Source organism: Catenulispora sp. EB89 (assembly GCF_041261445.1).
GTDB lineage: Bacteria > Actinomycetota > Actinomycetes > Streptomycetales > Catenulisporaceae > Catenulispora.
In genome coordinates this window covers 674,668-687,434 of the sequence record NZ_JBGCCU010000002.1, presented here as the reverse complement: position 1 = coordinate 687,434, position 12,767 = coordinate 674,668, and the positions used below count along the sequence as shown (strand labels likewise).

Annotated in this window: 14 protein-coding genes; 9 read left to right on the top strand and 5 right to left on the bottom strand. The window is 70.6% G+C overall.

The window, feature by feature from the left end; all coding sequences use genetic code 11:
* Nucleotides 1-132: 132 nt before the first annotated feature.
* From ABH920_RS06580 to ABH920_RS06570, 3 genes are all read right to left on the bottom strand, one after another.
* Nucleotides 133-882, bottom strand: a complete 750-nt coding sequence (locus ABH920_RS06580) for a response regulator transcription factor (protein WP_194912026.1) — start codon at nt 880-882, stop codon at nt 133-135.
* A gap of 135 nt (nt 883-1,017) precedes the next feature.
* The gene (locus ABH920_RS06575) at nt 1,018-1,698 is read right to left on the bottom strand and encodes a response regulator (protein WP_370347842.1); all 681 of its coding nucleotides are present in this window, start codon (nt 1,696-1,698) and stop codon (nt 1,018-1,020) included.
* Nucleotides 1,695-3,317 carry an ATP-binding protein gene (locus ABH920_RS06570; RefSeq protein ID WP_370347840.1) on the bottom strand — a complete coding sequence of 541 codons (1,623 nt, stop codon included), beginning with the start codon at nt 3,315-3,317 and terminating at the stop codon, nt 1,695-1,697. The genes ABH920_RS06575 and ABH920_RS06570 overlap by 4 nt, the downstream gene beginning before the upstream one ends.
* Nucleotides 3,318-3,506: 189 nt before the next feature.
* Between ABH920_RS06570 and dctA the strand changes: the two genes are divergently transcribed.
* The 7 genes from dctA (at nt 3,507) to ABH920_RS06535 (ending at nt 9,010) form a co-directional block, all read left to right on the top strand.
* Nucleotides 3,507-4,856, top strand: coding sequence for a C4-dicarboxylate transporter DctA (gene dctA, locus ABH920_RS06565; protein WP_370347838.1), 1,350 nt, complete (start codon nt 3,507-3,509; stop codon nt 4,854-4,856).
* A gap of 169 nt (nt 4,857-5,025) precedes the next feature.
* Entirely contained in the window at nt 5,026-5,325 is a 300-nt protein-coding gene (locus ABH920_RS06560) for a WXG100 family type VII secretion target (protein ID WP_370347836.1), read from the top strand.
* 102 nt (nt 5,326-5,427) lie between these two features.
* Nucleotides 5,428-6,087: a hypothetical protein gene (locus ABH920_RS06555; protein WP_370347834.1), complete on the top strand. Its 660-nt coding sequence runs from the start codon at nt 5,428-5,430 to the stop codon at nt 6,085-6,087.
* Between the two features lie 3 nt (nt 6,088-6,090).
* A complete protein-coding gene (locus ABH920_RS06550; protein WP_370347832.1) occupies nt 6,091-6,693 on the top strand; it encodes a hypothetical protein in 603 nt (200 codons plus the stop codon).
* A gap of 86 nt (nt 6,694-6,779) precedes the next feature.
* Nucleotides 6,780-7,079, top strand: a complete 300-nt coding sequence (locus ABH920_RS06545; protein WP_370347830.1) for a hypothetical protein — start codon at nt 6,780-6,782, stop codon at nt 7,077-7,079.
* 4 nt (nt 7,080-7,083) lie between these two features.
* Nucleotides 7,084-8,535, top strand: a complete 1,452-nt coding sequence (locus ABH920_RS06540) for a putative T7SS-secreted protein (RefSeq protein WP_370347828.1) — start codon at nt 7,084-7,086, stop codon at nt 8,533-8,535.
* A gap of 28 nt (nt 8,536-8,563) precedes the next feature.
* Nucleotides 8,564-9,010 carry a hypothetical protein gene (locus ABH920_RS06535; protein ID WP_370347826.1) on the top strand — a complete coding sequence of 149 codons (447 nt, stop codon included), beginning with the start codon at nt 8,564-8,566 and terminating at the stop codon, nt 9,008-9,010.
* 140 nt (nt 9,011-9,150) lie between these two features.
* Here the strand turns inward: ABH920_RS06535 and rfbC are convergent, their stop codons facing one another.
* Together rfbC and rfbA are read right to left on the bottom strand one after the other, a co-directional pair.
* On the bottom strand, nt 9,151-9,744 hold the full coding sequence (rfbC, locus tag ABH920_RS06530) for a dTDP-4-dehydrorhamnose 3,5-epimerase (RefSeq protein WP_370347824.1): 594 nt from the start codon (nt 9,742-9,744) through the stop codon (nt 9,151-9,153).
* A gap of 41 nt (nt 9,745-9,785) precedes the next feature.
* Nucleotides 9,786-10,655 (bottom strand): glucose-1-phosphate thymidylyltransferase RfbA, encoded by an 870-nt coding sequence (rfbA, locus tag ABH920_RS06525; protein ID WP_370347822.1) that lies wholly within the window; start codon nt 10,653-10,655, stop codon nt 9,786-9,788.
* An 89-nt stretch (nt 10,656-10,744) separates the two neighbouring features.
* On the opposite strand from rfbA, the gene rfbB reads away from it, so the two are divergent.
* Together rfbB and rfbD are read left to right on the top strand one after the other, a co-directional pair.
* Nucleotides 10,745-11,743, top strand: a complete 999-nt coding sequence (gene rfbB, locus ABH920_RS06520) for a dTDP-glucose 4,6-dehydratase (protein WP_370347820.1) — start codon at nt 10,745-10,747, stop codon at nt 11,741-11,743.
* Nucleotides 11,740-12,645, top strand: coding sequence for a dTDP-4-dehydrorhamnose reductase (gene rfbD, locus ABH920_RS06515; RefSeq protein WP_370347818.1), 906 nt, complete (start codon nt 11,740-11,742; stop codon nt 12,643-12,645). The genes rfbB and rfbD overlap by 4 nt, the downstream gene beginning before the upstream one ends.
* The last annotated feature ends 122 nt before the right edge of the window (nt 12,646-12,767 follow it).

Here is a 12,767-nt window from a genome sequence, read left to right as displayed (position 1 = left end):
GTGACCGAATCGTCACCGGAAGTGGCGACGGCCGCCGTGACGTCGGGGTGTCCCGAGTCGCGGCGGCCGTCGTGTTGTCGATCGTCGACGTCGCAGTCGTTGCCCAATCGCAATAGTGCGTCTGAAATGCCCTTATGCCGCCACCACTGTCCGCTCGCGGCCCGCAGCTTCCTCCCGCAGCTGCCGCACCGCCTCCGAACTCAGGCGCAGGAACGACTCCGGCGTCACCAGCCGGTACCCGACGCCGCGCACCGTGGCGATCATGCCGGGCAGCGCGAGTTTCGAGCGCAGCGAGGCGATGTGCACCTCCAGCGACCGCTCGGCGCCGTCCCAGCCGGCCGGCCACAGCCGGGCTATCAGCTGGTCGCGGGCCAGCACCGTGCCGGCCTGCCGGGCCAGGACCACCAGCAGCTGGTACTCCTTGGGACGCAGGGCGACGCGCTGGCCGTTGACCGTGACCGTCCGCGAGTCCTCCGCGACCACCAGGGGTCCGGCGACGATGCGGCGCGGCGGCCCGGGGGTCAGGGGTGGTCGTGGTGGGGCCACGGCCAACCGCAGACGCGCGGCCAGTTCCTGCAGTCCGAAAGGCTGGACCACGTAGTCGTCGATGCCGTTGTCGTGGCCGCGCAGCCAGGCGCCCATGTCGACGCGGTGGGTGACGGCGATGATCGGGGCCTGCAGCTCGGTCCGAAGCCGGCGGCAGAACGCCAGCACTTCGCGATCGACGATGCCGCATTCCAGCAGCACCACGTCCGGCAGCCGCCGCAGCGGCCCGGCCCCCGTGACGTCGGCGGCGTCCAGCACGTCGAACCCCAGCGCGGCCAACCCGCCGCTGAGGGTCCGGCTGCGCCGCCGACCCAGTCCGGTGATGAGAACTCGCATACGCCCCACTGTCCGCCGCCGGGCTCACCATTTGCTCAACGTCGGATAGACGGGCTTGTCAACGGGGGTGCGGCGGCCCTTGAATAGATGCTGACGAATGCCCTGAGGGAACGTTCACACCCTCTGGCGACGTCCTCAGCCGGACCACTGGTAGACGGTTTCCGGACGCCCGGGCCCGCCGTAGCGCGGCTGTCCCGAGACCAGCCTGCGAGCTGTCAGGTATTCGAGATACCGGCGAGTGGTCGGCGCGCTCACCCCGGCCCGCTCGGCGAGTTCGGCGGCGGTCAGCGGCGAGGCCGCCTTCAGGATCCCGACGAGCGCCGCCAGGGTGCTGTCCGACAGCCCCTTCGGCAGCTGCGCCGGACGCGGCGACCGCAGCCCGTCCAGCATCCGGTCCAGCTCGTCCTGTTGCAGCGAGCCGGAGTTGGCGTCCGCGGACTCGGTGGCCCGCCGGAACTCGGCGTACGCCTCCAGCCGGGCGCGGAACGTCGAGAACTGGAACGGCTTGATCAGGTACTGCACGATCCCCAGCGACACCGCGGCCCGCACCGTCGCCAGATCCCGGGCCGAGGTCACGGCGATCACGTCGGTCGCGTCGCCCCGGGCCCGCAGCGTCCGGCACAGGTCGATGCCGGTCATGTCCGGGAGGTACACGTCCAGCAGCACCAGGTCCACGTCCCGCGCGGCCAGCACGCGCAGCGCGTCGGCGCCGGTCCGGGCCACGTCCGCGACCTCGAAACCGGGGACCCGCTCCACGTAGACCCGGTGCGCCGCGGCCAGGACCGGATCGTCCTCCACCACCAGAGTGCGTATCACCGCTCGGCCCTCCGGGGGATCCGGACCTCGACCACCGCGCCGCCGCCTTCCGCCTCGGACACCGAGGCCGTCCCGCCGTGCCGCTTCACGATCTGGGCCACCAGGGCCAGCCCCAGGCCGCGCCCGGCCTCGGCCTTGGTGGTGAATCCGCGGACGAACACGTCCTCGCGCAGTTCCGGCGCGATGCCCGGGCCGTTGTCGGCGACCTGGACGCGCAGGCCCGAGGCGTCGTCGGACAGCTCGATCCAGACCTGCTTGGCCGCCGCGCCCCCGGAGCGGGCCTCGTACCCGGCCTCGTACCCGGCGACCGCCTCCAGCGCGTTGTCGATCAGGTTGCCGACCAGCGTCACCGCGTCGGTCACGGGCAGCGGCAGGTCCCGCACCGCCGTCACGTCCCCGACGCCCAGCTCGATCCCGCGCTCCCGGGCCTGTGCGACCTTGCCCAGCACCAGCGCGGCCAGCACCGGCTCCTCGACCGCGGCCAGCAGCCGGTCGACGAGCTCCTGCTGGGCCGCCAGCTCGCCGGTCGCGAAGCGCACCGCCTCGCCCGGCCGGTCCAGCTCGATCAGCGTCACCACGGTGTGCAGCCGGTTCGCCGCCTCGTGGTTGGAGGCGCGCAGCGCTTCGGCGAAGCCGCGCACCGAGGCCAGCTCGTCGGTCAGCGCCTGCAGTTCGGTGCGGTCCCGCAGGGTCACCACGGTGCCCAGGTCGCGTCCGGCCCGCCGGGCCGTCGACTGGTTGACCGTGACCACCCGGTTGTCGGTGAGGTGGATCCCGTCGGCGACGTCCGCGCCGCCGGCCAGCACCGCGCCGAGCGAGCCGTCCACGCCGAGTTCGGCCGGCGTGCGCCCCTGCCGCGCGTCGGGCAGGTCCAGCAGCCGCACCGCCTCGTCGTTGGCGAGGATGAGCCGGCCCGCGGGGTCCAACAGCAGCAGGCCTTCGCGCATCGCGTGCATCACCGCGTCGTGGTGCTCGTACAGCTCGGCCAGCGCGACCGGGCCCAGGCCGCGGGTCTGCCGCCGCACCCGGCGGCCGACCGCGTACGCGCCGAGGACGGCCAGGGCCAGTGCCGCGGCCGAAATCCCCATCACCATCGGCAGCTGCTGCCCGAACAGGGAGCTGAGCCGGTGCTGGGTGATGCCGACCGAGACCAGGCCGATGATCGCGCCGCCGTGCTGGGGATCGCGGATCGGCACGACCGAGCGCACCGACGGGCCCAGCGAGCCCCGGTAGTCCTCGGTGAACGACGTGCCGGCGACGGCCGGCGCGATGTGCCCGACGAAGGTCTTGCCGATCAGGGCCGGGTTCGGATGCGTGAAGCGGACGCCCGCGGTGGTCATCACCACCACGAAGTCGACGCCGGCCTGCTGCTCCAGCGCGGTGGTCTCGGGCTGGAGCGGGACGGTCGGGTCCGCCGTGTGCAGCGCCGCGACCGTGGACGGCGCGCCGGCCAGGGCCTCGGCGGTGGACAGCACCTGGCGCCGGGCGCCGTCGTGCTCGGTGGCGTGGGCCTGCAGGACGGCGGCGGTGGAGCCGGCCGCCGTCAGCAGCAGCACCAGCACGCACTGCATGAGCAGTACCTGGGTGGCGATGCTGAACCGGCTCCGGAGACGACGCATGCCCCGCAGTGTCCCCGACGAACCGGTTTCGGCAAAGGCGAACGCCGAGATCACGTGATGTCCCGGTAACGGGTGGGAGCTGTGCGCGTAATGCGCGTAACCACGAAAGTGATCTGTGACCTGCCCCACAGTGAACGGCGTCCGTCAGCCGTAAGGGCCGTTAACCCGGCCGTCCCTGGGGAGCGACCAATGTCCGAAACGTCTTCGCCGCCGACGACCTCGACGACCTTGCCGGCGCCGGCGCGTCGCCGCTGGTACCGCCAGCTCTACGTCTGGGTCCTGGTCGGCATAGCCGCCGGCATCGCCCTCGGAGCCGCCGCGCCCGGCGTGGCCACCCAGCTGCAGCCGCTCGGCGACAGCTTCGTGAACCTGATCCGGATGGTCATCACCCCGGTGGTGTTCGTGACCGTGGTGACCGGGATCGCCGGCGTGGGCAAGCTGCGCGAGGTGGGGCGGGTCGGCATCAGGTCCCTGATCTACTTCGAGGTGCTGTCCACGGTCGCGCTGGCGATCGGGCTGCTGGTGATGGACGTGCTGCGGCCCGGCGCCGGGGTGCACGCCAAAGTGCCCAAGGCCACCGGGGCGGCCGCGGACTACATCAAGACCGGCCAGACCCAGACCGCCTGGCACTACCTGACCGACATGGTGCCGAACAGCATCGTCGGCGCGTTCAGCACCGGCAGCGTGCTGCAGGTGCTGGTGATCGCGGTGCTGGTGGCGGTGGCCATCAAGCTGGTCGGCGAGCCGGCCGAGCCGGTGGCGCGCGGCATCGAGGTGATCGGCAAGGTCCTGTTCAAGGTGCTGGGGATCGTCATGTACGCCGCCCCGGTCGGCGCGTTCGGCGCGATGTCGTTCACCGTCGGCAAGTACGGCCTGCACACGCTGACCAGCCTGGGCAAGCTGATCGCGGTCTTCTACGGCACGTCGGCGCTGTTCGTCTTCGTGGTGCTCGGCGCGGTCGCGGCGACCCAGCAGGTCAACATCTTCAAGCTGGTCCGGTACATCGCGCCGGAGCTGCTGGTGGTGCTCGGCACGTCCTCCAGCGAGACGGTGCTGCCGCGGATCATCGACAAGATGGAGCAGGCCGGGGTGCGGCGGGACGTGGTCGGGCTGACCGTGCCCGCCGGGTACTCGTTCAACCTGGACGGCACCTGCATCTACCTGACGCTCGGCGCGCTCTACATCGCGCAGGCGCTGGACGTGCACCTGTCGCTGGCGCAGCAGGTGACGATCCTCGGCGTCCTGCTGCTGACCTCCAAGGGCGCGGCCGGCGTCACCGGCAGCGGGTTCATCGTGCTCGCCGCGACGCTGTCCACGGTCGGGACCATCCCGGTGGCCGGCATCATGCTGATCTTCGGGATCGACAAGTTCATGAGCGAGTGCAGAGCCCTGACAAACCTGTGCGGAACGGCCGTCGGCACCATCGTCATCGCGGGCTGGGAGGACGCCCTGGACCGGGAAAGGCTGTCTGCGCAGCTCAACGGGGGTGGGGACGGGTCCCCGGAACCGGTTACAAGCGGAGTCGCAATCCCGGCATAACCGGGCAGAATCACGAGGAAACCGCTGGTGAGGGCCTTACGGCCGGTTGCCAATCGCGGCGTGGCGGTGGCAGTCTTCGGGGTGTTCCGCACGGGGCTGGGGAAGCAGAAGCTGACCGGCTGAGCGCCGCGTTCGACGCCGGGCGCGCAAGACTTAGGGGAGTGCCGACATGGCGAACATCAATGTTACTTACGGCGAGATGCAGCAGGCCGCCGGGCAGCTGACCAACTTCGAGAACCAGATCGAGGACGTGCTGAAGCAGGCGCAGGCCATGATCACGAACCTGGTGAACGGCGGCTTCGTCACCGACCAGGCCTCCAAGGCCTTCGACGAGGCCTACGGCAACTTCACCAAGGGCGCCACGCAGATGATCGGCGGCATGAACGGCATGTGCCAGTACCTGAACCAGGCTGCCGACCAGATGCAGCACATGGACACCTCGCTGGCCAACGCCATCAAGGGCAAGTAAGGGACCACCGCCGGGCCCGCACCGCGGGCCGCGAACCCCGAAGGGGCCTCTCCCTGGTGTGGGAGGGGCCCCTTTGCCGCCTGAGATCAGGAAGCCGTATCCGTGACATCACCGACCGAACCCCCGAGCGCGGGTCCCGACACCGCCGCCGGGGACACCGGGGACACCGGGGCGCAGGCCCCGGGCCAGGCGCCGCCCCGCGACTACCGCATGATGATCCCCTCGCAGGGCTGGACCCGTATCGCGCTGGACCCCGAGGTGTGGCCGCGCCGGATCCAGGTCATGGTCGACAAGCAGTTCCGCGGGATCGACAACGCGCCGCACCTGAAGGCGGAGATGCGGGGCGATCTGGAGGGCCGCTGCCAGGAGGCCTGGGAGAAGGGCGGGATCGAGCTGTATCTGGGCTTGATGGACGTCGCCGGCGTGCCGGTCTCCGCCAGCCTGCTGGTGACGCTGATCCCGCGGCCGGCCGGTCAGCCGCGCGCGACGCTGGAGCAGATGGCGCTGGGGCTGGCGGCCGAGGGGCGCGACGCCCGGGTCACCGAGCTGCCGGCGGGCAAGGCGCTGGTGCGGACGTACAAGACCCCGCCGCGGCCCGGTGACGGCAGCACGTTCCCGAACACGCACTTCGACGTGCTCTTCGACGTGCCGCGCACCAGCTCGCAGCTGTTGCTGTCGTTCAGCACCCCGGTGGAGCCGCTGGCCGAGGCGATGGTCGAGCTCTTCGAGTCGATGGCGCTGTCGTTCGTGTGGAAGGGCTGAGACGTGGCGGCACGCGGTGACTTCACGATCACGATGGACCGTCCGGAGATCGCGATCCGGCTGCCGGTCAACGAGGACGGCGACCTGACGGGGTGGGCGGAGAGCACCTCGCGCGCGCGTCAGGGCTTTGACGCCGAGGAAGAGGACGTCGCGCGGTTCGCGGCGGAGATCCTGGCCGCCGCGGCGGATTCCGCCTCGCGCGACGTGGCCATGGCCTATCTGCTGCCGGACGACGTCCTGCCGGTGGAGATGGCGCGGATCGAGCTTGTGGACGTCAATCCGGACGAGGAGATCCCCGAGGTCACCCTGGAGTGGCTGGAGCGGATCTACAGCGATCCCGGACTGGAGCTGACGGCGCCGGTGGCCGTCTGGCGCGGCGTGCTGCCGGCCGGGCCCGCGGTCCGGGTGATCCGGCAGGTGATCGGGGACGTCGACGAGTTCGGGGACGGCAAGCTGCTGCACAGCGTGGTCTACGCCGTGCGGCCGCCGCGGACGGACTTCGCGGTCGTGCTCTCGGTGACCTGGTCGGCCGTCCTGCTCGGCGAGGAACTGCTGGAGCTGTCCGACGCTCTGGCGCAGACGCTGCAGGTGCTCCCGGCTCGCTGAGGCGGATTCTCGTCGGAGCCGCACGCGAACCCGCACGGGGAGCGCCGCACACAAAGCCGCACAGGCAACGGGAAGGGGGAGGTCTGATGGCCGACCACATCAAGATCAACACCGGGGAGCTCGCGAACATCGGCGACGCGCTGGGCCGGCTGGTCGATCAGTTCCAGAACTCGGGAAACATCGTCCACCACTTTGCGGGCGACATGGGTTCGGGCCGCATGGCCGACACGCTGGACCAGTTCGCGACCAACTGGGACGTGCACAAGAAGAGCCTGCTGTCCAACCTGCAGCACCTGCAGAGTGCCGCGTCGGAGGGCGCGAAGAGCTGGGACGGGCTGGACTCGGACCTGGCCAAGGCGCTGACCGACCCACCGAAGAAGGGCTGAGCGCGTGGCGATCGACTGGGACCACGAGGTCTACAACTCCGGCGACAACATCCCCGGTGATCCCGGCCAGGTCACGGCGCTGGGCAAGAACTACCGCGACACCGCCGACGCGATCCGGCAGCAGGCCGCGAACCTGCGCAACCTGGTGAACGGCCAGGGCTGGGACTCCGACTCCGGCCGCGAGTTCCAGAGCATGGTCGGCGACACCGCGGACAAGCTGGACAAGGCCTTCAGCCGCTACGACGCGGCGGCCGGCGCGCTGGGCACGGACCAGGGCTCGCTGGGCAACTGGGCCGGCTCGCTGGCGCACGCGCAGGACATGGCCAAGGCGGCGATCAACAAGGGCCGCGAGGCCCAGGCCAACAGCCGCAGCGCGCAGGGCCAGATCGACGCGCACAACCAGGCGCAGGCCAAGCAGCCCCCGCCGCCGCCCGGGACCCCGCCGCCGACCGGCCCGGACCCGGTGCTGACGAAGCTGAACGGCCAGAAGGCCGGCTTCGACGGCGACCTGGCACAGGCCGAGAAGGACCTGCAGGCGGCCCGCGACTTCCGCGACAGCCAGGCGAACAAGTTCGCCGACGCCATCGTGAACGCCTACAACCACGACGGCCTCAAGGACGGGTTCTGGGACAAGGTCGGCGACATCGCCAGCGACGCCCTGCACGGCATCGAGGACTTCGCGCAGATCGTCGGCCACTGGGCCGGCGCGATCGCCGGCATCCTGGGCGTGCTGGCCCTGGCGCTGAGCTGGGTGCCGGTCGTCGGCGAACTGCTGGGCGCGGCGGCGATGATCGCCTCGGTGGTGGCGCTGGGCTGTGATGTGATCAATGCGCTGGACGGCCGGGGCACGTGGCTGGACGTCGGGATCGACGTGCTGGGCGTGCTGTCCGGCGGTGCGGGGCGGCTGCTCGGGGACGTCGCGAAGGGCTCGAAGTTCTTCGAGATCTACAACGGTCTCAAGGGGGCCAGCGGCATGACCAAGGCCCTGCGCGCCGCCAAGGCGGGCGAGGCCGTCGGCATCACCGGGATGAAGGCCACGAAGATGGCGAAGGCCGCCAAGGGGCTGATGGCGGAGCTGCCGGAGAGCGGGCTGGGCCGCTACACCGAGATGGCCAAGGCCGCGGTGAACCCGAAGCTGTACGTGCAGGGCATGAAGGACGGCGCCGCCAACATCAAGGACCTGGGAGCCTGGGGCGCGGTCAAGGACGGCGTCGCGAAGTACCCGACCACGATGATGTCCACCGGCGCCAAGGCCCGCTACATCGCGTGGGGTACTGTGCCATTGGCCATGGGCTGGGCAAACATGACCAATCTGACCACCCAGCCCGGGTGGAACGACAAGAGCCCGATCACCAACCTGGGCAACGACGACGGGCTGGCCTGGCTGAAGTCCAACACCCCGCTGGGTGCCAACGGCGTGCCCGGGGGTAACTTCTCCTGGGTGTCTTCCGGCTGATATCGACCGTCTCGTTAGGAATGAGTGCATGAGCAGGGAGTTGAACCCGACCCGGCCGACGGCCGCCACCGCCGAGGTCAGGCAGCGGCTGGCGAACCTCGGCGGGACCAAGCGCGACCGGCTCGAGGACTGGGGCTACCCGATCGCCAAGCTCGACGAGTGGGCCGCGCGCGGTGACGCCCAGGCCGACGAGGTGGACGCCCTGCTCGCCATCATCCTGAACCGCGCGAACTACACGCACGACGACGGCGACGTCGCGGCGGCCGAGAAGATCGGCAAGAAGTTCGGTGCCCGCATGACGGCGCACGCCTACCTGGTGGGCCAGGGCAAGGCGGAGTCGGGTCCGTACCGCAACATCTACGGCGGCTACCGGCCGGGCCAGGAGCCCATGTCGAACAAGTCGCTGTGGCTGATCCTCGGCGGGGTGTTCCTGCTCATTGTCATCGGCGGCGTGATCTTCGCCGCGGTGCGCTAGGCAGTCAGCTGTAGTCAACTGTAATCAGCTGTAGTCGCAACGAAACGGCCCGGGACCGCGGCGAAAACCACGTCCCGGGCCGAAGTGTTTTCTGTTGTCCCGGTTGGCGTTCTGCCGGCTCCGGTGGGGAGCCGGTGCCGCTACCCCAGGCTCTTCGTGTACCCCACACAAGCCGCGTAGTCCGGCAGCAGGCCGCTGTCCTTCGCCTCCGCCAGCGACGGCGACTTCAGGTCCCGCTCCGACAGCTGCGGCACCTCGGCCGGCCAGTCGATGCCGAGTTCGGCGTCCAGCGGGTGGATGCCGTGCTCGTGGCCCGGGTTGTAGGTGGCCGAGCAGAGGTAGGTCAGCGTCGCGTCGTCGGTGAGGGCGCAGAAGCCGTGGCCGAGGCCTTCGGAGACGTACACCGCCTTGCGGTTGTCCTCGCCGAGGCGGACGCCCTGCCACTGGCCGAAGGTCGGGGAGCCGACGCGGATGTCGACGATCACGTCCAGGACCGCGCCGCGGGTGCACATGATGTACTTCGCCTGCCCGGGGGGCACGTCCGCGAAGTGGATGCCGCGGACCACGCCCGCCGCGGAGACGGAGAGGTTGCCCTGCCTCAGGTCCAGGGGGTGGCCCACGGCTTCGGCGAGGTGGTCGAAGCGGTACCACTCGGTGAACAGGCCTCGGGGGTCGCCGTGCAGGCGGGGGGTGATCTCCCAGGCGCCTTCGATCGACAGGGGCGCGATGTCCATGCGGGGACGGTCCTTCGTTTTCGGTGGGGGACTGGTCGGTTCTAGAGCGCGGGGTCGAGCAGGTGCACCAGGTATTCGCCGTAGCCGCTCTTGCGCAGCGGTTCGGCCAGGGCGGCCAGTTGCGCGTCGCTGATGAAGCCGGAGCGCCACGCCACTTCCTCTATGCAGCCGACCTTGTAGCCCTGGCGCTGTTCTATGACGCGGACGTATTCGGCGGCCTGCACCAGGGAGTCGAAGGTGCCGGTGTCGAGCCACGCGGTGCCCCGCTCCAGGACCTGCACCTGCAGCTGGTCGCGGTTCAGGTACTCGACGTTGACGCCGGTGATCTCCAGCTCGCCGCGGGCGCTGGGCTTGAGGTTCTTGGCGATCTCCACGACCTGGTTGTCGTAGAAGTACAGACCGGGAATGGCGAAGCGGGACTTGGGCTTCTCCGGCTTCTCCTCGATGGAGACCGCGCGGCCGGCGTCGTCGAACTCGACCACGCCGTACTCCTGCGGGTTGGCCACCTGGTAGGCGAAGACCACGCCGCCGGCCGGCTGGGTGAGGGTGCGCAGCTGCCGGCCCAGGCCCGCGCCGTGGAAGATGTTGTCGCCGAGCACCAGGGCGACGGACTCCTCGCCGATGAAGTCCTCGCCGAGGATGAAGGCCTGCGCCAGGCCGTCCGGCCGTTCCTGCGCGATGTACTTGAGGTCCAGGCCCCACTGGGAGCCGTCGCCGAGCAGCCGCTGGAACTGCGCCTGGTCCTCGGGCGTGGTGATGACGAGGATCTCGTAGATACCGCCCATCACCAGCGTGGACAACGGGTAGTACACCATGGGCTTGTCGAAGACGGGCATGAGCTGCTTGGAGACGCCCTTGGTGATCGGCCACAGTCGTGAACCGGTCCCGCCGGCTAGGATGATGCCTCGCATGCCGGGCAGTCTAACCGGGTACACGGAAGCATCACTTCAGATCCGCCACCGGGGGGAAGTATTCCCAGCGGCCCGGTAGCATCGCGCAGGTGAGGATTCTTGTGACCGGCGGTGCCGGGTTCATCGGCTCAGAGTATGTCCGTCAGCTCCTATCCCGTCCCGGTTCGCCGGATTCGGTCACGGTGCTGGACGCACTGACCTATTCGGGGGTCGAGGCGAATCTCGAGCCGGTGCGCGACAATCCGGGCTTCAGCTTCCGGCACGGCGACATCCGTGACGCCGACGTCGTCGACGAGGTGATGGCCGGACACGACGCCGTGGTGCACTTCGCCGCCGAGTCGCACGTGGACCGCTCGATCCTGGGCGCCGGGCCGTTCGTGACCACGAACGTGGTCGGCACGCAGGTGCTGCTGGACGCCGCGCGCAAGCACGGCGTCGGCCGCTTCGTGCACGTCTCCACCGACGAGGTCTACGGCTCCATCGACGAGGGCTCCTGGACCGAGGAGTGGCCGCTGGCGCCGAACTCGGCGTACTCGGCCTCCAAGGCCGGCTCGGACCTGCTGGTGCTGGCCTACCACCGCACGCACAAGATGGACGTGGTGGTCACGCGCTGCTCCAACAACTACGGGCACTACCAGTTCCCGGAGAAGATGATCCCGCTGTCGGTGACCAACCTGATCGACGGCGGCAGCGTCGCGCTCTACGGCGACGGCGCCAACATCCGCGACTGGCTGCACGTCTCCGACCACTGCCGCGGCATCGACCTGGCGCTGCGCCAGGGCCGGGCGGGCGAGGTCTACAACATCGGCGGCGGCACCGAGCTGACCAACAAGGACCTCGTGCAGCTGATGCTGGACGCCACCGGCACCGACTGGTCCTCGGTCCGCACCGTCGAGGACCGCAAGGGCCACGACCGCCGCTACTCGCTGTCGATCGAGAAGATCCGGCAGGAGCTCGGCTACGAGCCGCAGGTGCGGTTCGACGACGGCATCGCGCAGACCATCGACTGGTACAAGAACAACCGCGCGTGGTGGGAGCCGCTGAAGGCGAAGGCCGGTCTGGAGACCTCCGGGGGCGCGGCGAAATGAGCCGCCCGGTGGTGATCGTGCCCGGGCGCCAGGCGCCGCGGCGGTGGCTGGTGACCGGCGCCGCCGGGATGCTCGGTACGGACCTGGCGGCCCTGCTCAGGGCCGACCCGGCCGCCACCGTCACCGCGCTGACCCGGGCCGAGCTCGACGTCACCGACGCCGCGGCGGTCGCCGCCGCGGTGGCCGGCCACGACGTGGTGGTGAACACCGCGGCCTGGACGAACGTCGACGGCGCCGAGACCCACGAGGCCCAGGCCACCGCGGTCAACGGCGGCGCGGTCAGCACCCTGGCCACGGCCTGCGCGGCCACCGGAGCCCGGTTCGTCACGGTGTCGACCGACTACGTCTTCGACGGCAAGGGCGAGGAGCCCTACGACGAGTACGCCGCGACCGACCCGATCAACGCCTACGGCCGCTCGAAGCTGGTCGGCGAGCAGGCCGTGCTCGCGGTGCTGCCGGAGACCGGCTACGTCGTCCGCACGGCCTGGCTCTACGGCGCGCACGGCGCCAACTTCGTGCGCACCATGCTCCGGCTGGCCGGCGAGCGCGAGACCCTGGACGTGGTCGACGACCAGGTCGGCCAGCCGACCTGGACCGGCGCCCTGGCCGGGCAGCTGATCGCGCTGGGGCAGGCGGACCAGGCCCCGGCCGGGATCTACCACGGCACGGCCTCCGGTCAGACGAGCTGGTTCGGCCTGGCCCGCGCGGCCTTCGAGGAGGCGGGGCTGGACCCGGAGCGGGTGCGGCCGACCACCTCGGACAAGTTCGTCCGGCCCGCCGAGCGCCCGAAGTACAGCGTGCTCGGGCACGCGCGCTGGGCCGAGGCCGGGCTCCCGCCGCTGGGGGACTGGCGCGAGATGCTGGCGTCCAGCGGCGTCGCGGCGCCGTCGCGGGCGGTCTGAGCAGGTCCTGGGATTCCGCGGCCCGGCAGGTGCCGGGCCGCACCGGCTCGGATTCGGCCCGGCTCCAGCCCGCGTCGGCCCGGGTCCGGCTGGACCATTCGGCCGACCCGGAACCGGGCAAC